Below are 21561 nucleotides of genomic sequence, written 5' to 3' on the forward strand. Positions count from 1 at the left end.
ATAACGGGCGTCTGCCTGCTCTCAAACCCGGAGGTTCCGCGTGTCGCGCCTTCTTTGGCTGTTCTGTCTTGTCTTTCTCCCCGCTGCGGGGATGGCTCTCGAGCTGGACGGGCCCAGAACCCAGGGGTCCCTGCTCAGGGGCAGCGTGGAGCCAGGCAGTGAGATTAGCCTCAATGGTGATGCCGTGGCGACCACGGAATCCGGGCGCTTCGCCATTGGCTTCGGGCGTGACGCGGAACTTAGCCATGAACTGGTGGTGATTGGCCCTGACGGTGAGCTCAACAGCCGAACCATCGAGCTGGAGAAGCGGGACTATGACATCCAGCGGGTTGAGGGGGTTCCCCAGGAGACCGTGACCCCCGACGAAGAGGCGCTGGAGCGGATCCGGGCGGAAGCGCGGCGGGTGAGCGCGGCCCGGAAGGACCAGTCACGCCGCCCGGACTTTGCCGGTTCCTGGATCTGGCCGGTGGCCGGAACCGTTACCGGGGTCTACGGCAGCCAGCGTTTCTACAACGGCGAACCCCGCCAGCCGCATTACGGTATTGATATAGCGGCGGAAACGGGAAGACCCGTAGCGGCGCCGGCAGGCGGGCGTGTGGTGCTGGTTGAGCCGGACCTGTATTTCTCGGGGGGGACCCTGATCCTGGACCATGGATACGGGGTCTCCTCCACCTTCCTGCACCTGAGCGAGATCCATGTGAGCGAGGGCGATGAGGTGGCCCAGGGCGAGACCCTGGGAGAAGTGGGGGCCTCGGGCCGCGCCACCGGCCCGCACCTGGACTGGCGCATGAACTGGCAGCAGGAACGGGTGGATCCGATGACGGTGGCGCCGCCACTGGTTGATGGGGCCACGACCATGCCCGGTGCGGGCGACAGTAATCAGTAAAGGAGTATGCCAATGGCGGAGACCGAGCAGACGGTCTACATCGTAGAGGATGACGAGGCGGTCCGGGATTCCCTGTCCATGCTGCTGCGCTCGGAAGGGCTGGCGGTTGCGGGATACGAGCGCGCCACCCGCTTTCTGGAAGACTGGCATGGCGGTATGCAGGGCTGCATTGTGCTGGATATCCGCATGCCCGAGATGGATGGCATGGAGCTGCAGGAGGAACTCATTGAGCGGGGCTCCCACCTGCCGATCATCTTCGTAACCGGCCACGGTGACGTGCCCCTGGCCGTGGAGGCGATGCGCAAGGGCGCCGTTGACTTCATCGAGAAACCCTATCGTGAGGATCAGCTCCTGGAGAAGATCCGGGGAGCCCTGGCCACGGATGCGGAGCAGCATCAGGGCCGTGAGGAGAAGCGGCTGATCGAGGAACGGCTGGAGCAGCTCACGCCCCGTGAACGCGAGATCATGGACCGTATGGTCGCGGGCCAGGCCAACAAGGTCATCGCCATCGAGCTCGACATCAGTCAGCGCACCGTCGAGATCCACCGCTCCCGGGTGATGCACAAGATGGGAACCCATTCACTCGCCCAGCTGGTGCGCATGGTCATGAGCGTGCGGGACGGGGACCCGGAATGAGCACGGTCAGCGAGACGCCCACCGACCCGGAGCAGGCCTGTGTCCTGCTGGTGGACGACAATCCCCAGAACCTCAAGGTGCTCTACGAAACCCTGAGGGATAAGGGCTACCAGCTGTTGATCGCCAACGACGGCGAAAAGGCGCTGCAGCTGGCGCGCCGGCATCACCCTGAGGTGATCCTGCTCGACATCATGATGCCGGGCATGGACGGTTTCGAGGTCTGCAAGCATCTGCGCGCGGACACTGACACGGCCCTGAGTGCCATCATCTTCCTGTCCGCTCTCAATGACATCGATGCCAAGGTCCGGGGCTTCAACATGGGCGGCGCGGATTACATCGCCAAGCCCTTCCAGGCCCAGGAAGTCATGGCCCGGGTGGATACCCAGATCCGGGTGATCCAGCTCGAGCGCGTCATGCAGGCGCGCAATCGCCAGCTTGAAAGCGAACAGGCCAGCCTGCTCAACGCCATCTTCGAGGGCATCTATGGGCTCGACCCCCAGGGTGTGATCACCTTCGCCAACCCGGCGGCGGCGGAAATCGCAGGGGCGGAGCAGGACGCGCTGGTGGGGCGCCGTATCGGGGATCTGCATTTCACCCATGACTCCGGCGAGGAGGCTTCCCACGCCGGGCGGGTGCTGTGCCGGGACGGCGCAGCGGTACTGCGGCGGGGCGTGACCATGACCCGTGCGGATGGCACCACCTTCCAGGCGGAGTACCGGGCAGCGCCCCGTTTCGAGAACGATGAACTGACCGGGAGCGTCCTGGTGTTCCGGGACATCACCGAGGAACTGGCGCAGGAGCGGGCGCTGGAGGAGACACGGGAGCTGGTTGCGGAGCAGCGCGAACAGCTGGCGCATGCCTCGCGCCTGTCCGTGATGGGTGAGATGGCGGCCGGCGTGGCCCATGAGGTGAACCAGCCGCTGACCGCCATTGCCAATTACGTCAGCCTGGTCTGTCGAATGATGGAGAAGGATACCCTGGACCAGGACGCGCTCTCGGAGGTGCTCGAAAAGATCACGGCCCAGTCCCACCGGGCCAGCGAGGTCATCCGCCGCATCCGCCAGTTCGTGCACCAGCCGGCTACCGGCAAGGAGACCGTGGATGTGGCCCGGCTGCTTGCGGAGAGCCGAGAGTTCGCCGAGGTGGATTCGCGCAACAACGCGATCGAGGTCAGTCTGTCGATCCCGGAGCACCTGCCCTATGCGGTAGCGGACCCCGTGCAGGTGCAGCAGGTGGTACTCAACCTGATCCGCAACGCGCTTGAAGCCTCACGCAACTGCAGCAGCGAGGAGCCGGTCGAGGTCAGTGCGGAGGCGCTGGAAGACGCGGTATGCGTGCGCGTGGCGGACCGCGGCTGCGGGCTGCCGGAAGACGCGGAGGAGCGCCTTTTTCAGCCGTTCTATTCCAACAAAGATGAGGGGATGGGGATCGGGCTGTCGCTGTGCCGCAGCCTGATCACCGGCCAGAACGGCGAGATCGGGTTCGAGCGGCGTGAGGGCGGGGGCACCGTGTTCTGGTTCTCCCTGCCCCTGGTGGACAGCAGCGCGCCCGATCCCGACTGACCCTCAATCCCGGCTGAGGCTGCCTTCCAGGTGGGGCGCGGAGGCGTCCTTGTTCAGAAGACGGAAGGGGGTTTCGGTGCTGTTGCGCTCCCAGGTGAGGATGCCGGTTCCGGGAATGAAGAACGGCTTCTTGAACTGGGTGTCCACCGTTACCGCCTCCAGTGGCCCCTCGGCCTTTTCCATCAGCGCCAGGCAGTGTGCCTTGCTCCACATGCCATGGGCGATATTGCGCGGGAAGCCGAAGGCCTTGGCCGACAGCGCGTGCAGGTGGATCGGGTTCATATCCCCGGAGACCCGGCCGTAGCGGTAACCAATGTTGCCAGGGGCCTGGACCGTGGCCTGGCCGGAGAGCATCTGCGGCGCCTCAGGGGGCTGCTTCTTCCCGTCTTTTCCGCTGCTCTCGGTAGGCTGCCGGTAGAGCAGGGTGCTGTATTCCTTCCAGATGACATGCCCCGAGGAGCTGGCCTCGGTCAGGATGTCGAACGCCAGGCCGCGTTCGGTGTCCATGGCGTTGGCGATCCGCGCCCGGAGCTCGAGGATCTCTCCCTGGCGTATCGCCCGCTGCTGTTCGATCCGGTTGCCGATGTGCACCAGCCCCATCAGGGGCAGGGGGAAAGCCGCATCGGTCATCAAGCGGATGTGCAGCGGAAAGGCCAGAATGTGCGGCCAGGTGACCGGGCACAGGCTGCTGGTCATGAAGCCGCAGACCTCGCGGTAGCGGCGCAGCTCAGCGGTATCGGTGCGCACGCCTTCAATATCGGCGCTGAGTTCGGGCATGTCCGCTGCGGCGTGGCGGCCGCCCTTGCTGCTGGCGAGCAGGGCCTTGCCGTACATGGGCAGCAGCGCGGGGCCACTGAAACGGTAATGGGCTGTCTGGTTCATAAGCGTCCGGTTTGTGTCTAGACTGAGAGTTGTGTCACAGGTGGATGTCATTTGGGCCAATCGGCCTGTATGATGTCCCGAAGAATGCACACGGGCTGTGACAGCGTCAATTGCGTAATCTCCGGCGCTGTACGGCACGCGGGTCAAAACAACAACAGGCCGGGAAACGACAGTATGCAGGAACAGCGGGATTCAGGGGTCCTGTTTCGTCTGGTCTACCAGGCGATGCAGCGGGCCGGAGTCGATACCGATGCCATCTTCCGTCGGCTGGGGGTGGACGAGAAATACCTCCAGCGGGAAAACCTGAGGACGCCGCACGCGGCTCAGGTACTGTTCTGGCAGGTGGTGGAGGATGTTACCGGGGATCCGGATATCGGCCTGCACCTGGGTCTGCATGTGCCCACCTACAAGGGGCAGGTCCTTGAATACCTGTTCCTTTCCAGTCCCACTTTCGGGGGTGGGCTGAGGCGGGCCAAGAACTACCAGCGCCTGCTCACCGACGCGGCGGACCTGGAACTCCATGAAGACGGGAGCGAGGAGTGCTACCTGGTGCTCAATGCCGCCGCCGAAGAGATCCGGCGGATCGGACATTTCTCGGAGTGCTTTGTCCAGGGTGTGCTGACCTTCTTCGATTCGGTCACGGACGGGGAGTTCCGGCCCACAGCGGTGCATTTCGAGCACGAGCGCACTCAGGGCCAGGACAGGGTTGCCGAGATCCTGGGCTGTCCGGTGAGCTTCGGGCAGAGTGATACCCGGCTGTACTTTCCGGCGAGCCTTCTCGAGCATCCCTCGCCGCACCACGAGCCGGGACTCCTGGCGCTGCACGAGCGCTTTGCCAGCGAGCAGGTCGCCGAGCTTGAGAAGCAGGATATTGTCGGGGATGTGGAGCGGCTGGTGGCCGAGCAGCTGGACTCCGGCGAGGTTACCCTGGACGCGGTAGCGACGCGCCTCAACATGAAGCCACGCACCCTGCGCACACGCCTGACCGAGGCCAACACCTCCTTCAACCAGGTGGTTTCCCAGTTCCGTTACCGGCTGGCGTGCCGGCTTCTTGCCGCCACGGATGAGTCCATTGACGAGATCGTCTATCTCACCGGCTTTTCCGAGCCCAGCACCTTCTACCGGGCGTTCAAGCGCTGGTCCGGCATGACGCCTATTGAGTACCGGCGGCGTTCCGCGGAACACGATGAGGAAATGGCCAGCTGATCCGCGCGCTCATGGGAGGTGTCACAATGCTGTCACCTCCCGCTGGCACGCTGACCGGGAAACTGAACGGTAACCGGGAGGTTGTTATGCGCGAATACGAAGAGGAACTGCTGGAGCTGGGCCTTCAGGACGATGACGCGGAGGACGCCGAATGCGACGACGGCATCGACCTCTGACTCAGCGCGCCATTCCATACCGGCGCCGGTACCGCCCGGGGCTGCACCCGTACCACCGCCGGAATGCTCCGTGGAAGGCACTGGGGTTTGCAAACCCGACCAGTGACGCGATATCCGAGAACGACAGCGGCGTGCCACGCACGTAGTCCTCGGCCAGTTCCCGCCGGGTACGATCGAGCAGGGAACGGTAGGTCATGCCTTCCTGCTCCAGAGCCCGCCTCAGTCCCCATTCCGTGGTCCCCAGAGCGAGTGCCACAGCGTGCATGCTGGGCGGCGTTGAGCCCATGCGCCGGGCAATGGCCTCACGCACCCTTTCGGTGGTGCTCTGCCCCCAGATCAGCCTCTGACGTTCCGTTTCGCAGTGCTGGCACAGCTCCTGGAACAGGGCATTCTGGGCCAGCCGGTTACGTTGTGCGGCTGTTTCCGGGTGCAGCTCAATACGGTTCTGTGGCGCATCAAACTGAATCGGGCATTGGAACCACTCGGCATGAGGCTCGCTGTTGGCTGGCCCGGCGTATTCAATGGTGACCGCGGAAGGCTGTGTTGCCGGCCCGCCGAGCTCCCGCAGCAGCGCCACCCAGCCGGCCAGGATCGAATCCACCACAAAGCAGTTGTAGCGGTTATAGGGGCTGATGGAGTAGAACACGGCATGGAGCCCGCCATCGGCCGTGTGCGTGGTGTGTGACTGGCCGCGGCTGTTGGTGCTCATCAGCCGCTCATAGCGCACCAGGGTTTCCAGGGCCTCTCCCAGCGAGGGCGCACTCGCGGCCGCCATGCCGGCCAGTCCCAGGTCCGTCATGCGGGTATGGCGCCCGAAGTCGATCCCCAGTGCCGGCTCCTCCGTCATCTGGATGGCGGCATGGCCCATACGCATGAACCGGGGGATGCTGATACGGGCTCCGGGGGTATTCAACAGGCGTCGGGAAACCCGGTAACGGGCCAGCCATGGTCCGGGGTCGTGGCCGCGACTGCGCAGGGTGCGGGCCATGACCGCCACATGGTTGACGCTGATATCGCCCAGCCGATTGGGGCGGCTACTGACCATAAAACCAACCTGAAAATAATCCAAACCAATGTGGCCGTATTGTAGCATCCGGGCCAGGCGGGTAATTTGACCGCATTCAGAACAAGGAGATCGCCATGACCCGCACCCCATCCGACAGCAACGCCTACCCCCATCTCATGGAGCCGCTGGATCTGGGCTTCACCCAGCTGCGCAACCGCGCGCTGATGGGCTCCATGCATACCGGTCTGGAGGAAGCGCCCAATGGCTTCGAGCGCCTGGGGGCGTTCTACGCGGAACGGGCGCGTAGTGTAGGGCTCATCGTCACCGGTGGTATCGGGCCCAACCCGGAAGGGGCGGTGATGAAGGGGGCTGCCAAGATGGATACCGATGAGGAAGCCCGTGAGCATCGCGTCGTGACTGATCACGTCCACCGGGCCGGCGGCAAGATCTGCATGCAGATTCTGCACACGGGCCGCTACGCTTACTCGCCGGACCTTGTGGCGCCCTCGGCCATCCAGGCACCGATCAACCCATTCACGCCCAGGGCACTGGAAACCGACGAGGTCGAGAAGCAGATCGACGATTACGCCAACTGCGCACGCCTCGCCCGCGAGGCCGGCTACGATGGCGTGGAGATCATGGGCTCCGAGGGCTACTTCATCAATCAGTTCATCGCCCGGCGTACCAACCACCGCACTGACAAGTGGGGCGGCTCCTTCGAGAACCGTATCCGGCTGCCTCTGGAGATTATCCGCCGTGTGCGTGAAGTCGTGGGCGAGGACTTCATCATCATCTACCGGCTCTCGATGATCGATCTGGTGGACGAGGGCAGCACCTGGGAAGAGGTGGTGCATCTGGCGAAGGAAGTTGAAAAGGCCGGTGCCAACATCATTAATTCCGGCATTGGCTGGCACGAATCGCGGGTGCCCACCATCGCGACCATGGTGCCGCGTGGCGCCTTCAGCAAGGTGACGGCGCGTCTCAAGGGCGAGGTCAGTATCCCGCTGGTGACCACCAACCGGATCAACATGCCGGACCTGGCCGAGAAAGTGATCGCCGAGGGAGATGCCGACATGGTTTCCATGGCGCGGCCCTTCCTGGCGGACGCGGACCTGATCGCCAAAGCGGCGGAGGACCGGGCGGACGAGATCAACACCTGCATCGCCTGCAACCAGGCCTGCCTGGACCACACCTTCCAGGGCAAGCTCACTTCCTGCCTGGTGAACCCGCGGGCCTGCCATGAGACGGAGCTGGTCTATGAGCCGGTCACCCAGGCAAGGCGCATCGCGGTTGTCGGCGCCGGTCCCGCGGGCCTGGCGGCTGCCACCGTGGCGGCCGAGCGCGGCCACCAGGTGGACCTGTTCGATTCCGCCAGCGAGATCGGTGGGCAGTTCAACATGGCCAAGAAGATCCCCGGCAAGGAGGAATTCCACGAGACGCTGCGCTACTACCGGCGCATGATTGAGAAGTACGGGGTAAACCTGCACCTGAACACCAGGGCGACGAAGGAAACGCTGGCCGGTCAGGGCTATGACGAGATCCTGATGGCGACGGGCGTCTATCCGCGCACGCCGGAGATTCCGGGCATCGATCATCCCTCCGTGCTGGGTTACATCGATGTGCTGAAAAAGGAAGCCCCTGTGGGGCGCCGTGTGGCGGTCATGGGCGCTGGCGGCATCGGCTTCGATGTGTCCGAGTTCCTGACCCATGAAGGGCCGTCGCCCTCGCTGGACCCGGACCACTTCATGAAGGAGTGGGGCGTTGACGTCAGCGTCGAGACCCCGGGTGGTGTGGAAGGCCTGCAGCCGAATCCGCCGCAGCCGCCGCGTGAGGTGGCGCTGCTCCAGCGCAAGACGTCCAAGCCCGGCAAGGGCCTGGGCAAGACCACGGGCTGGATCCATCGCAGCTCGCTGAAAATGCGCAACGTGCGCATGGTGCCCGGGGTGGAATACCACCACATCGATGACGAGGGGCTGCATGTGAGCATCAACGGGGAGCCACAGGTGCTGGCCGTGGACAACATCATCGTGTGCACCGGTCAGGAACCGCTGCGCGAACTGCAGGCGGATCTTGAGAACGCTGGCGAGACAGTGACCCTGATCGGCGGTGCCGATGTGGCCGCCGAGCTCGATGCCAAGCGAGCCATTGACCAGGGCAGCCGTGTGGCCGCCGCGCTGTAATCGGTGATTCCCGTGGTCGGGCGTGATCCGGTAGACTGTGGGTCTGTTACCCACGGGCTACCGGCGGATTAAGGCGGTTCATGGAGACCTTCAAGAACATCGGCGTGATCGGGCGCATGGGCAGTGTCAAGGTTGTCGAGACACTGCGCCGGCTCAAAACCTACCTCATCGAGAACGACTACCAGGTGGTGCTTGAGGCCGATACCGCCTCCATGCTGCCCGGGCACGGTCTGCAGGTGGCCAGCAAGAAGCTGATCGGTGAGATCTGTGATCTGGCCATCGTCGTGGGCGGAGACGGCAGCCTTCTGGGCGCTGTGCGGGACCTCGCCAAGTCGAGCATTCCCATCCTGGGGGTCAACCGGGGGCGTCTCGGCTTTCTCACCGATATCTCTCCGGATGAACTCGAAACCCGGCTGAATGCCGTCCTGGAAGGGGACTACATCCAGGAACGGCGCTTCATGCTCGACACCGAGATCAAGCGCAACGGTGAGCCTACCGGCTTCGGCACGGCGCTCAACGATGTGGTGCTGCATCCGGGTCGTTCCACCCGCATGATCGGCTTCGATCTCTATATCGAGGGTCAGTTCGTCTACAGTCAGCGTTCCGACGGGCTCATCGTCTCAACGCCCACGGGATCCACGGCCTACGCGCTGTCCGGAGGCGGGCCTATCATGCATCCGAAGCTGGATGCCATCGTGCTGGTGCCGATGTTCCCGCATACCCTGAGCAGCCGGCCGATCGTCGTGGATGGCAACAGCGAGATCAAGCTGATCATCGACGAGGCCAACGAGTCCTGGCCCCAGGTCAGCTGTGATGGCCAGAAGGAACTCTCCTGCGGTCCCGGTGATGCGATCTCCATCGCCAAACGCCCCTTCCGCCTGAACCTGATCCACCCCAGCGACCACAACTTCTACGCGACCTGCCGCGAGAAGCTGGGCTGGGCAAGCACCATCGCGGCAAGCTGAAAGGGGCAGTCATGAAGCGCTCGCAGGGCTACGACATCATCGGCGATATCCATGGCTGTGCGCTGACGCTGGAGCGGCTTCTGGAGCAGATGGGCTACCGCCAGCGTCAGGGCGTTTACGAGCATCCCTCGCGCATGGCGATCTTCCTGGGCGATATCATCGACCGAGGCCCGCGCATACGGGAGGCGCTGCACCTGGTGCGGGACATGGTGGATCGTGGGTCCGCACTGATCGTGATGGGGAACCATGAGTACAACGCCCTGGGTTATTGCACCCTGGCGCGTCCGGGCAGTGGTCGCCGGCACGTGCGTGAGCACAACGAGCGGCACAACCGCCTGATCCGCGCAACACTGGAACAGTTCGAGCACTACGATAACGAGTGGCATGATTTCCTGAACTGGTTCTACGAGCTGCCCCTGTTCCTGGAGCGGGACGGCTTCCGGGTGGTGCACGCCTGCTGGGATGAACACCTGATCCGCCAGTTTGAGCGGATGCACCCGGATGCCTGCATCAACGAGGATTTCCTGCATGCCTCGATGGCGCCGCATTCCTTCGCCGGCAGGGTGATGGACCGGCTGCTGCGGGGGACTGCCATGAAGCTGCCGGATGACCGTGTCATGACCGGTCGCGACGGCTTCCAGCGCCAGTTCTTCCGCACCAAGTTCTGGGCGGAGCAGGCCGAGACCTATGGCGACATCGTCTTCCAGCCCGATCCGCTGCCGGAGGACGTGGCCAATCGGCCACTGCATCCTGAAGACCGGGAACGGCTGCTCACCTACGACCGTAACGAACCGCCGGTCTTCGTGGGCCACTACTGGCTGGAGGGTGTGCCCGAACCGATCACGCCCAACGTTGCCTGCCTGGACTACAGCGCGGTGAAATACGGCCGCATGGTGGCCTACCGGCTGGATGATGAGCAGACCCTGGACCCGGACCATTTTGTCTGGGTTGAGGTGAACCGTTCGGAGCAGGGCGCATGATTCGCATCGCAGCGATTCCGGAACGGGTGGATCTGGCGCCTTTCAGCCGCTGGCTGGACTCCCAGGGGGTGACCCATGTGATCGAGCATGACGAGGGTCACCAGGTGCTGTTCATCGAGGGTGAACAGCTGCGCCAGCCGGTTACCGAGGCGCTTACGCGCTATCTCGATGATCCCCGCCACTCCGGCGCGCCCGAGGGGTTCACGCGGCCACGCACGCGCCGTGTCGTGGCAGGACATTGGCAGGCCGGCCCCAAGGATGCTCCCTTTACCTTCGCGCTGATCGTGGCCGCCGCCCTGATCGCCTGGATGACCGCCTTCGGGGCCCGGGAGCAGCTGATGGTGCTGCTGACCATCGTGAATCCCTACGAATGGCCGGTCTCCAGCTTTGAATACCGCCTGGAGGCTCTGACCCAGACGGTGGCGAGCCTGCAGCTCTGGCGGCTGGTAACGCCGGACCTGCTGCATTTCAGCCTGATGCACCTGATCTTCAACGGCGTCATGCTCTGGTTCCTTGGCAGTCAGATCGAGGCCATCGATGGCCGGGGCCACATGGTGGCACTGGTGCTCGTAACCTCACTGGGCGGCAACATCCCCCAGTTCCTGTTTTCCGGACCACTGTTTGGTGGTCTTTCCGGGGTGGTGTACGGCGTGCTCGGGTACGTCTGGCTCTGTAACCAGGGGCGTCCGCGCTTCCAGTTCCCCCCGGCACTGATGACAGTGGCAGTGGTCTGGTTACTGATCGGTTTCACACCGCTGACCGAAGCCCTTCTGGGGGCCAGCATGGCGAACGCGGCCCATCTGGGCGGACTGCTCAGCGGGCTGGCCTATGCCATGGTGCGGTCGGCCAATGACATGAGGAGAGGGCAATGACCTACGAGGAGCTGATCCGACAGCTTGATCCGCGCATCTATCAGCGCCTGCGTGAATCCCTGCAGCTGGGCAAGTGGCCGGACGGCACGCCCCTGAGCGAGGAGCAGAAGCGCATCTGCATGGAAGCCATCATCTGGTATGAGAACGAGCACGGTATTCCCCAGGAGGAACGGACCGGCACCATCGAACGGCCGGAATCCGGCAATGGCAATGGTGGCGTGCAGGTTCACGATACCCGCCACTGATCCGCGCTGCAGCGACAGAACCCACCAACAACAAGAGTGTCCGTCATGAGAGCAGAGCAACCCCAGGCCGTTCACCTGGCGGATTACCGGGTGCCCGCCTTCCTCATTGATCATGTCGATCTGCGTATCGAGCTGTTCGAGGACTGTGCCCTGGTGCATTCGCGCCTGAACATCCGCCGCAATCCGGCGGACGAATCGCAGGCGCGGGATCTGGTCCTGAACGGCGAGGAACTCGGGCTGGAATCGCTGATGCTCGACGGCCGCCCGGTTGAGAACCATCGTGTGGACGAGGGCTTCCTGACGGTGCCCAGTGTTCCGGAACATTTCCATCTGGATGTGACCACACGCATCCATCCCCGGGACAATACGCGGCTGGAAGGCCTCTATCAGTCCTCCGGGATGTTCTGCACCCAGTGCGAAGCGGAGGGATTCCGCCGTATCACGTATTTCCCGGACCGGCCGGACGTCATGGCCTGCTACCGCACCCGCATTGAGGCGGATCGGGAGGCCTATCCGGTTCTGCTCGCCAACGGCAATCCGGTTGACTGGGGGGAGCTGGAAGACGGCAGGCACCAGGTCACCTGGGAGGACCCCTATCCCAAGCCGAGCTATCTGTTCGCCATGGTGGCTGGCGACCTGGTGGAGAAACGCGACGAATTCGTGACCGGCTCCGGGCGTACCATTGATCTTCGCATGTACGTGGAGGCACGCAACGAGGCCAAGTGCGAACACGCCCTGGCGTCGCTGAAGAAGGCCATGGCCTGGGACGAGGAGGTCTATGGCCGGGAATACGACCTGGACATCTTCATGGTCGTGGCGGTCGACGACTTCAACATGGGCGCCATGGAGAACAAGGGCCTCAACATCTTCAATTCCTCCTGCGTGCTAGCCAGCCCCGAGACGGCCACCGATGCGGCCTATGACCGCATTGAGAGCATCGTTGCCCATGAGTACTTCCACAACTGGTCGGGCAACCGGGTGACCTGTCGCGACTGGTTCCAGCTGAGCCTCAAGGAAGGCTTCACCGTCTTCCGGGACAACCAGTTCTCCGCGGATATGGGGTCTCCGACGGTCCAGCGCATCGACCATGTGAACATGCTGCGCACGGCCCAGTTCGCTGAGGATGCCGGGCCCATGGCGCATCCGGTGCGGCCGGATTCCTACATTGAGATCGCCAACTTCTACACGCTGACGGTGTACGAGAAGGGTGCTGAAGTGGTGCGGATGATCCATACCCTGCTGGGGCCGGACATGTTCCGCGAGGGCAGTGATCTCTACTTTGCCCGCCATGACGGCCAGGCCGTCACCACCGATGATTTCGTCAGGGCCATGGAGGATGCCAGCAGCCGTGATCTCACCCAGTTCCGGCGCTGGTATGAACAGGCGGGGACGCCAGAGCTGCGCGTTACGGATGCGTTCGACGCTGAATCCGGAACCTACACGCTGACCATCCGCCAGTCATGCCCTGCCACGCCCGGGCAGAGCCACAAGGAACCGTTCCACATCCCGGTGCGCATGGGGCTTATCGCCAGTGACGGGGAAGCCCTGCCACTGGATGCTGAGCAGAATACGGAAACGGTGCTGGAGTTGACGGATACTGAGCACAGCTTCCAGTTCAGCGGGCTGGCAGAGCGCCCTGTGCCCTCTCTGCTGCGCGGGTTCTCGGCGCCGGTGAAGCTTGACTACTCCTGGACCCGGGATCAGCTCATGTTCCTGATGAGCCGGGATCCGGACGGATTCAATCGCTGGGATGCCGGGCAGAAGCTGGCGGTGGATGTGATCCTGTCCATCCAGCAGGGGCGTGATACGGAAGTGGATCCGCGACTGGTCGAGGCCTACCGGACACTGCTGACCACGCCGGGGCTGGATCGCGCCATGGTGGCCCGTATGCTGGCGCTGCCTTCAACGGCCTGGCTCATTGAGCTGACCGACGAGGCGGATGTGGCGGCCATTGATGGGGCCCGCCACCAGGTGGAGCAGACCGTTGCCAGGGCACTGCGGGATGAGCTCCTGCAGGTGCGGGCGGACCATCATCCTGGCGGGGACTATGCGTTTGAACCCGGGCAGGTGGCCGCCCGCTCACTGAGCAACAGCGCGCTGGCCCTTCTGACCCGTATCGGGGATGACCAGGGCCGGGATCAGGCGTTGGCCCAGTTTGATCAGGCGACCAACATGACGGACCGCCTGGCGGCCCTCAAGGCGCTGGTGGACTCGCCCTTCAGCCAGGAGCGCGAGGACGCGCTTGCACGGTTCCATGCGGACTGGCAGCACGATCCCCAGGTGGTCGAGCAGTGGTTTGCGGCCCAGTCCGGAAGCCCCTGGATTGGAAATGTGAATCGTGTCACAGAACTGCTGGCGCATCCCGCCTTCGATTGGAAAAACCCCAACAAGGTTCGTATGGTTATCGGCGTCTTCGCGGGCCGCAATCTGACGCACTTCCACAGCCCGGATGGCAGTGGGCACCGCTTCCTGGGTGAGCAGATCCGCAGGCTGGACGCCTTCAATCCACAGATCTCGGCACAGCTGGCTCAACCGCTGACACGGTGGCGCCAGTACGCACCGCACCTGCGTGATTCCATGGCAGGCGTCCTGCGGGAACTGCGGGATCTTCCGGATCTCTCCCGGGATCTCTACGAGGTTGTCACCAAGAGCCTGGGCGAATCCGACTGATGCGCCGCTGGATGGACAAAGCGGTGCAATCGTCTACGCTTTCGTAGAGTCGTGTCTGCAACCAGCGCCGTTTCCACGGTCGGGTGCACAACAACAACAGGACCCCAACGATGCGAATGAAAGCACCACGTCTGAACATTATGCTGATTGCCGGTGTTACCGGTGGTTTGATGCTGGGCTCTGGCAGCCTGACAGCGGAAGTCTCCCAGGCTGAGGCGCAGCGACTGGGCGGCGGAGAGATCACCCGCTTCGGTGCCCTGCGCGCGGGCAGCGATGATGGCGTGATTCCCGCCTATGACGGCGGGCTGCCGGAGCCGCCGGACAATGTGGACTACGGTGAATCGGGGGACTTCCACCCCAACCCCTTTCCGGACGATGAGATCCGCCACACGGTCACGGCGGACAACATGGAGCAGTATGAGGAGTACCTGACCAAGGGTACTCAAGCGCTCCTGCAGACCTATCCGGACACCTACGAGATCAATGTCTACCCCTCACGCCGGACCATGGCCTGGCCGGAGTGGATCCTGGGCAACATCGAGGACAACGCCACGGGCGCGGAGCTTGTGGGGGATGGCAACGGGATTGACGGCGCCTACGGCGGCATTCCGTTCCCGATTCTGCATGGCAGTAACGAGGAACAGGCAAAGCAGGCCATGTGGAACCACCTCACGAGCTGGCGTGGCGTCTTCGTCAATCGCCGCTCTGGTGAGGTGGCGGTTGAAACCGATGGCGACTACAGCCTGACCATGTCCGAGCAGGAAGTGTTCTTCAACTTCTACAACCCGGAAGGGGATGAGAGCACCCTCGACAACACGCTGTTCTACTACCTCTCCCAGACCACATCCCCGGCCCGTCTCGCCGGTGGTGCCGTGCTCATCCACGAAACCCTGAACCAGGTGAAGGAGCCGCGTCGGGCCTGGGGTTACAATGCTGGCCAGCGGCGGGTACGCCGGGCACCGAATCTGGCCTATGACTCGCCCATCGCGGCGGCGGACAACCTGCGCACCGCGGATGAAACGGACCTGTTCAATGGGGCGCTTGACAAATACAACTGGGAATACAGAGGTGTCCAACAGTTTTACATTCCGTATAACAATTATGACATCGCCCAGCGTGGACTCGAGTACGATAGGATCCTTGATACCAAGCACCTCAATCCGGATCTGCAGCGCTGGGAGCGCCACCGGGTGCATGTGGTTGAAGCCAATCTCAAGGAGGATGAACGCCACATCTTCTCGCGCCGGGTCTTCTACATTGATGCGGACAGCTGGAAGGTGGTGAGCGTGGACCAGTACGACGGCCGGGGCGAACTCTGGCGTGTGAGCCAGGCCATGGAGAAGAGCTACTACGAGGTGCCCACGGTCTGGACGGCGATCGATGTGTTCCACGATCTCCAGTCCAAGCGGTACCACGTACAGGGCCTTGATACCGAGGAAGGGCAGACCCGGGTATTCTCGGAGCGGGTGCCCAACCGACGGTATTTCTCGCCTCAGGCGCTGAGGCGTCGCGGGCGTCGCTGAGACCAGAGGCAGACCCGGCACAGGCCGGGTCTGCTGGTGTCTGGGCGGACAGAAAACCATTCCATTCAACCGTTAGGGCAGTTTGAATGATCAGTCGATCTGTAAAGTGGGCGGCGGGCGCAGGCCTTGCGCTGGCCGGTCTCGCGGGAGGCGCGGGAACCGCGTATGGGGTCGGGGATGTGCTTGAGATTCCCGCCCTGGAAACCGACCTGGCGGCGGAGTCGCTGCTGCTGGACGTTGAGCACATCGGTGATCGTCTGGTGGCCGTGGGTGAGCGCGGCCATATTGTCTATTCCGATGACGGGGGCCGGAACTGGACCCAGGCTGACGTGCCGGTATCCACAACCCTCACCGGCGTGGACTTCCCCGAGGGCAACAGTCAGCACGGCTGGGCCGTGGGGCACAGTGGTGTGATCCTGCACACCAGCGATGGCGGCGAGACCTGGAACCATCAGTATGATGGGCGTGAGGGAATCCCGGCGCTGGTGTCCCACTATGAGAAGCGGATTGAGTCCAAGGAGGCGGAGATTGAGGCCGCCGAGGACGAGGACCGGGTCGCGGATCTGGAGTGGGAGCTGGAGGACCTGGTCTATACCCGAGACATTCTCCAGGAGGACCTGGACAGCTTCGGTCCCTGGCAGCCGATGCTGGACGTCTGGTTCCGGGACGCCGAGTATGGCATCGCCATTGGCGCCTATAACCTCATCTATCGGACCCAGAACGGTGGTGAGACCTGGCAGCCCATTTCCGGGCGTATTGATAACCCAAACCGTTTCCACCTCAACGAGATCACACAGGTTGAGGGCGGAGACCTCTATATCGCCGGCGAATCCGGTTTTATCTATCGTTCCACCGATGATGGCAGCAGCTGGGAATCCATTGAACCCGGTTATCCCGGTTCCTTCTTTGGTGTGGTCGGTACTGGTGACGGTGGGGTGCTTGCTTATGGCCTTCGTGGCAACATCTACCGTTCCGGGAATGGTGAGGAATGGACGGCCGTGGATTCGGGCAGTGACCGCACCCTCAACGCAGGTGATGTGAATGACAGCGGCGAAGTGGTCATTGTGGCCAACGACGGCGCGGTGGTTTACAGCGATGACGGTGGGCAGAGCTTTTCGGAGTACGTCCGCCCGGCCCGGCATTCGTATGTGGGCGTGACACTGATTCCCGACGACAGCCTGGTGCTGGTGGGTGAGCGCGGCGCGGTCCGTACGGATCGCCGCGGCAAGGGTCAGGAAGCGGACGCGCCGACGGCCGAGCTCGAGTGAACCGCAGCAGTACCCCAGCAAAACGGTTTGAGGATTTACTGAATGTCTAACTGGAACTCCGACGGCGAGCGACGCGCCCCGTCCGCGGGCGCTGAGCCCATGATCGAGCGGCTGATCTTCAATAACAGGCCGATCATCCTGATTGTCTTTCTCGCGCTGACCCTGTTCCTGGGCTACAACGCGGTGAAGATCAAGCCCGATGCCAGCTTCGAGCGGCTCATACCGCTGGAGCACCCCTACATCGTCAATATGATGGAGCACCGGGAGGATCTGTCGAACCTCGGCAACTTCGTGCGGATCGCCGTTGAGAACGAGGACGGCACCATCTTCGAGGAAGAGTACATGGACACTCTTGAGAAGATCACGGATGAGGTCTTCTATCTCAGTGGCGTCGACCGTTCCGGCCTGAAATCCCTCTGGACGCCGAACGTCCGGTGGCAGGAGGTGACTGAAGAAGGGTTTCAGGGCGGTACCGTCATTCCGGACGACTACAACGGCTCCGAGGCGTCCCTGAATCAGCTGCGTGACAATGTCCTGCGCTCCAGCACCATCGGGTCACTGGTGGCGGATGATTTCGAGTCCTCGATCATCTACGCGCCACTGCTTGAGCGCAACCCGGAAACGGGCGAACCCATCGATTACCGGAATTTCTCACGCCAGCTGGAGGAGAAGATCCGCCAGCAGTTTGAGGAACAGAACCCCAGTGTCGACATCCACATTGTCGGCTTCGCCAAACTGGTTGGCGACCTGATTGAGGGGATCGAGTCCGTCGCCCTGTTCGCGCTGATCACCATTGTGCTGACGACGGTGTTCCTGTTCTGGTATTCGCGCTGTATCGCCGGAACCGTGGTGCCGGTGATTGTCTCGATAATCGCGGTTTTCTGGCAGATGGGCATCCTGCGCCTGCTCGGCTATGGCCTGGATCCCTATTCGGTCCTGGTGCCATTCCTGGTGTTTGCCATCGGGATCAGTCACGGGGTGCAGGTGGTCAATGCCATGGCGCTGGAGGCGGCCAAGGGCTTTGACCCGCTGACCAGTGCCCGCCTGGCATTCCGGTCCCTCTATATCCCGGGCATCGTGGCACTGGTGAGTGACGCCTTCGGCTTCCTGACGCTGCTGTTCATCGAGATTGACGTGATCCGGGATCTGGCGGTGGCAGCCGGCATCGGGGTGGCGGTTATCATCATCACCAACCTGGTCCTGCATCCGGTGATCATGTCCTACATCGGGATCACCAGGGGTGGCGTTAAGCATGTGCAGAACCACGAGGGTGGGGCGGACCGCAAGTGGCGCCTCATGTCCTACTTCGCCCATCCGGGCGTGGCGCCGGTTTCACTGTTGATCGCAGTGGTTGGCTTTGGCGTCGCCATGTACTACAAGCAGGATCTCAAGGTCGGGGACCTTGACCAGGGGGCTCCCGAACTGCGGCCTGACAGTCAGTACAATCAGGACAACCGCTTCATTGTGGACAACTACAGCCAGTCCGCGGACGTGCTGGTTGTCATGGTTGAGACACCAACCGAGACCTGTACCGAGTATCCGGTGCTGCGTTCCCTGGACAGGCTCCAGTGGCGGCTGGCGAACACCGAAGGGGTGGAGTCGACCGGCTCGCTGGCGGATGTTTCCAAGATCGTTACCCGGGCGCTCAATGAGGGCAACTGGAACTGGTACGAGATATCCCGGAACCAGACCATCATCAATGCCTCCATCCGGCAGGCGCCGAGTGGCATGATCAACACCGACTGCAGCCTGACGCCGCTGGTGGCCTATCTTGACGATCACAAGGCGGAGACCCTGCGCCGCGTGACCGACGAGGTTGAGGATTTCGCGGATGAGTACAACAACGACACACACCGCTTCCTGCTGGGTGCGGGTAATGCCGGTGTTGAGGCTGCCACCAATGAGGTGATTGCCAGTGCCAAGAACAAGATGCTGCTGGCCGTCTACGGTGTGGTCTCGCTGCTGTGCCTGATCAGCTTCCGGTCCGTGCGGGCGGTGCTCTGCGTCATCCTGCCGCTGGGGCTGACCTCGATCATCGCCGAGGCGCTCATGGCCCAGGCCGGCATTGGCATCAAGGTCGCCACGCTGCCGGTCATCGCGCTGGGCGTGGGCATTGGTGTGGACTACGGCATCTACATGTTCAGCAAGCTGGAGCGCTTCCTGAAAGCAGGCTATCCGCTTCAGGAGGCCTACTTCGAGACGCTGCGCAGTACCGGCAAGGCCGTGGCCTTCACAGGCATCACACTGGCGCTGGGTGTGTTCACCTGGATGCTGTCGCCGATCAAGTTCCAGGCGGACATGGGGCTGCTGCTGACCTTCATGTTCCTCTGGAATATGGTCGGTGCCATCTGGCTGATGCCGGCGCTGGCGCGTTTCCTGCTCAAGCCCGAGAAGATTGCAGCCAAGGCGGGCAACGGCCCGGAGTAACCGGCTGCAGACTGTGAGAGCCGCACGCGCCACCGGATTCCGGGGAATCCGGATGGCCGTGCGGCTTTTCCGTTGTTAGAATTCTCCGCTTACCAACATTCACGTGATCTTTCGTGGGGATCACCACTGACAGGAGCCTGTTTATGCCCGTGATTACCCTGCCGGACGGCAGTCAGCGCACTTTCGACCACCCCGTTACCGTCGAGGAAGTGGCCCGCAGCATCGGTACTGGTCTGGCCAAAGCCGCCGTGGTAGGCAAGGTTGATGGCCGGCTGGTGGATACCGGCTATACCATCGACGATGATGCGGAAGTGGCGATTGTGACGGACCGTGACCAGGAGGGCATTGAGGTGATCCGCCACTCCACGGCTCACCTGATGGCGCAGGCGGTTAAGGAACTCTTCCCGGACGCCCAGGTAACCATCGGTCCCGTGGTGGAAAACGGCTTCTACTACGACTTCAGGTATGACCGCCCCTTCACGCCGGACGATCTCGAAAAGATCGAAAAGCGGATGGAGGAGCTCGCGAAGCAGGACTTCCCCATTGAGCTGTCGTTCATGGACCGGGAAAGCGCGAAGGAGCTCTTTGACCGCATGGGGGAGGAGTACAAGGTCCGGATCATCGACGACATTCCGGGCGAGGAGCAGCTCTCCTTCTACAAGCAGGGCGAGTTCATCGACCTGTGCCGTGGCCCGCATGTGCCCAGCACAGGCCGTCTCGGAGCGTTCAAGCTGACCCGGGTTGCCGGGGCCTATTGGCGGGGCGATACCGACAACGAGCAGTTGCAGCGGATCTACGGCACCGCCTGGCCGGACAAGAAGCAGCTCAAGGCCTACCTCAAGCGTGTGGAGGAAGCGGAAAAGCGCGATCACCGCAAGGTGGGCAAGAAGCTATCCCTCTTCCACATGCAGGAAGAGGCACCTGGTATGGTGTTCTGGCACCCCAAGGGGTGGACGGTCTATCAGCAGATTGAGCAGTACCTCCGGGTCAAGCTGCGGAAACACGGTTACCAGGAAATCCGTACGCCGCAGATCGTATCGCGCACGCTCTGGGAGCAGTCCGGTCACTGGGAGAAGTTCCAGGACGACATGTTCACCACCGAGTCCGAGAAGTACGACTACGCGATCAAGCCCATGAACTGCCCCTGCCATGTGCAGGTGTTCAATCAGGGCCTGAAGAGCTACAAGGACCTGCCGCTGAGGCTGTCCGAGTTTGGCTCCTGTCACCGGAACGAGGCATCCGGCGCGCTTCATGGTCTGATGCGGGTGCGTGGTTTTACCCAGGATGACGCCCACATCTTCTGTGAGGAATCCCAGATCCAGAGTGAAGTGGCGGCGTTCATGGACCTGCTGCACGAGGTCTATCAGGACTTCGGTTTCCAGAAGATTCAGTATAAGCTCTCCACCCGCCCGGAAAAGCGGGTCGGTTCGGATGAAATCTGGGACAAGTCCGAGAAAGCGCTGGAGGAAGCGCTCAACAACGAAGGCGTTGAGTGGGAGCTGCTCCCCGGCGAGGGCGCCTTCTACGGGCCCAAGATCGAATTCTCACTGAAGGACTGTCTGGAGCGCGTCTGGCAGTGCGGCACCATTCAGGTGGACTTTGCCATGCCGGGCCGTCTGGGTGCCGAGTACGTGCCCAGGGACCAGGAGCAGGGGCGTCAGACGCCGGTGATGCTCCATCGAGCCATCCTCGGGTCGTTCGAGCGTTTCATCGGGATCCTGATCGAGGAATATGAGGGGGCATTCCCGCTCTGGCTGGCTCCGCTGCAGGTGGCGGTTCTGAATATCACGGACAATCAGGCCGATTACGCCAGCAATCTGGCGCTGAAGCTTGAGGAATCGGGCTTTCGCGCCCATGCTGACTTGAGAAACGAGAAAATCGGCTTTAAAATTCGCGAGCACACGATTGACAAGGTACCCTACCTGGTCGTGGTTGGCGATCAGGAAGTCGAGAAAGGCGAGGTGGCTGTCCGGACCCGCACTGGCGAGGATCTGGGTACCATGACTCTGGAGGAGCTCCAGGGCCGTCTGGAGACGGAATCCAAACGCAAGGGCAGAGTCGAAACGGAGACCTAACT

The 21561-nt window shown here is 62.7% G+C and carries 16 protein-coding genes; 14 read left to right on the forward strand and 2 right to left on the reverse strand.

The window, feature by feature from the left end:
- Positions 1-40: 40 nt before the first annotated feature.
- Genes CK501_RS10860 through CK501_RS10870 form a run of 3 tightly spaced genes read left to right on the forward strand, consistent with a single transcriptional unit; the run spans position 41 to position 3084 of the window.
- Positions 41-886 carry a M23 family metallopeptidase gene (locus CK501_RS10860; protein ID WP_233128892.1) on the forward strand — a complete coding sequence of 282 codons (846 nt, stop codon included), beginning with the start codon at positions 41-43 and terminating at the stop codon, positions 884-886.
- Positions 887-898: 12 nt separating this feature from the next.
- A complete protein-coding gene (fixJ, locus tag CK501_RS10865) occupies positions 899-1522 on the forward strand; it encodes a response regulator FixJ (protein WP_095617758.1) in 624 nt (207 codons plus the stop codon).
- Positions 1519-3084, forward strand: coding sequence for an ATP-binding response regulator (locus tag CK501_RS10870; RefSeq protein WP_095617759.1), 1566 nt, complete (start codon positions 1519-1521; stop codon positions 3082-3084). The genes fixJ and CK501_RS10870 overlap by 4 nt, the downstream gene beginning before the upstream one ends.
- A 3-nt stretch (positions 3085-3087) precedes the next feature.
- Here the strand turns inward: CK501_RS10870 and CK501_RS10875 are convergent, their stop codons facing one another.
- Positions 3088-3966 (reverse strand): MaoC family dehydratase, encoded by an 879-nt coding sequence (locus CK501_RS10875; protein ID WP_095617760.1) that lies wholly within the window; start codon positions 3964-3966, stop codon positions 3088-3090.
- A 174-nt stretch (positions 3967-4140) separates the two neighbouring features.
- Between CK501_RS10875 and CK501_RS10880 the strand changes: the two genes are divergently transcribed.
- A complete protein-coding gene (locus CK501_RS10880; protein ID WP_095617761.1) occupies positions 4141-5172 on the forward strand; it encodes an AraC family transcriptional regulator in 1032 nt (343 codons plus the stop codon).
- A gap of 177 nt (positions 5173-5349) precedes the next feature.
- Here the strand turns inward: CK501_RS10880 and CK501_RS10885 are convergent, their stop codons facing one another.
- Positions 5350-6393: an AraC family transcriptional regulator gene (locus tag CK501_RS10885; RefSeq protein ID WP_158223099.1), complete on the reverse strand. Its 1044-nt coding sequence runs from the start codon at positions 6391-6393 to the stop codon at positions 5350-5352.
- Between the two features lie 95 nt (positions 6394-6488).
- On the opposite strand from CK501_RS10885, the gene CK501_RS10890 reads away from it, so the two are divergent.
- From CK501_RS10890 to thrS, 10 genes are all read left to right on the forward strand, one after another.
- Positions 6489-8534 (forward strand): NADPH-dependent 2,4-dienoyl-CoA reductase, encoded by a 2046-nt coding sequence (locus CK501_RS10890; protein ID WP_095617763.1) that lies wholly within the window; start codon positions 6489-6491, stop codon positions 8532-8534.
- An 80-nt stretch (positions 8535-8614) separates the two neighbouring features.
- Entirely contained in the window at positions 8615-9499 is an 885-nt protein-coding gene (locus CK501_RS10895) for an NAD(+) kinase (protein WP_095617764.1), read from the forward strand.
- An 11-nt stretch (positions 9500-9510) separates the two neighbouring features.
- Positions 9511-10479, forward strand: coding sequence for a metallophosphoesterase (locus tag CK501_RS10900; protein ID WP_095617765.1), 969 nt, complete (start codon positions 9511-9513; stop codon positions 10477-10479).
- On the forward strand, positions 10476-11351 hold the full coding sequence (locus tag CK501_RS10905) for a rhomboid family intramembrane serine protease (protein WP_095617766.1): 876 nt from the start codon (positions 10476-10478) through the stop codon (positions 11349-11351). Before CK501_RS10900 ends, CK501_RS10905 begins: the two co-directional genes overlap by 4 nt.
- Positions 11348-11596, forward strand: a complete 249-nt coding sequence (locus CK501_RS10910) for a DUF1315 family protein (protein WP_095617767.1) — start codon at positions 11348-11350, stop codon at positions 11594-11596. Before CK501_RS10905 ends, CK501_RS10910 begins: the two co-directional genes overlap by 4 nt.
- A gap of 45 nt (positions 11597-11641) precedes the next feature.
- Positions 11642-14266, forward strand: coding sequence for an aminopeptidase N (pepN, locus tag CK501_RS10915; protein ID WP_095617768.1), 2625 nt, complete (start codon positions 11642-11644; stop codon positions 14264-14266).
- Positions 14267-14382: 116 nt separating this feature from the next.
- A complete protein-coding gene (locus tag CK501_RS10920; protein WP_233128893.1) occupies positions 14383-15789 on the forward strand; it encodes a DUF1329 domain-containing protein in 1407 nt (468 codons plus the stop codon).
- 86 nt (positions 15790-15875) lie between these two features.
- The gene (locus CK501_RS10925) at positions 15876-17057 is read left to right on the forward strand and encodes a WD40/YVTN/BNR-like repeat-containing protein (protein WP_095617769.1); all 1182 of its coding nucleotides are present in this window, start codon (positions 15876-15878) and stop codon (positions 17055-17057) included.
- A gap of 42 nt (positions 17058-17099) precedes the next feature.
- Positions 17100-19484 (forward strand): efflux RND transporter permease subunit, encoded by a 2385-nt coding sequence (locus CK501_RS10930; protein ID WP_095617770.1) that lies wholly within the window; start codon positions 17100-17102, stop codon positions 19482-19484.
- 143 nt (positions 19485-19627) lie between these two features.
- Entirely contained in the window at positions 19628-21559 is a 1932-nt protein-coding gene (gene thrS / locus CK501_RS10935) for a threonine--tRNA ligase (protein ID WP_095617771.1), read from the forward strand.
- Positions 21560-21561: the final 2 nt, after the last annotated feature.

It is taken from the genome of Halovibrio salipaludis, assembly GCF_002286965.1.
Lineage (GTDB): Bacteria > Pseudomonadota > Gammaproteobacteria > Pseudomonadales > Oleiphilaceae > Halospina > Halospina salipaludis.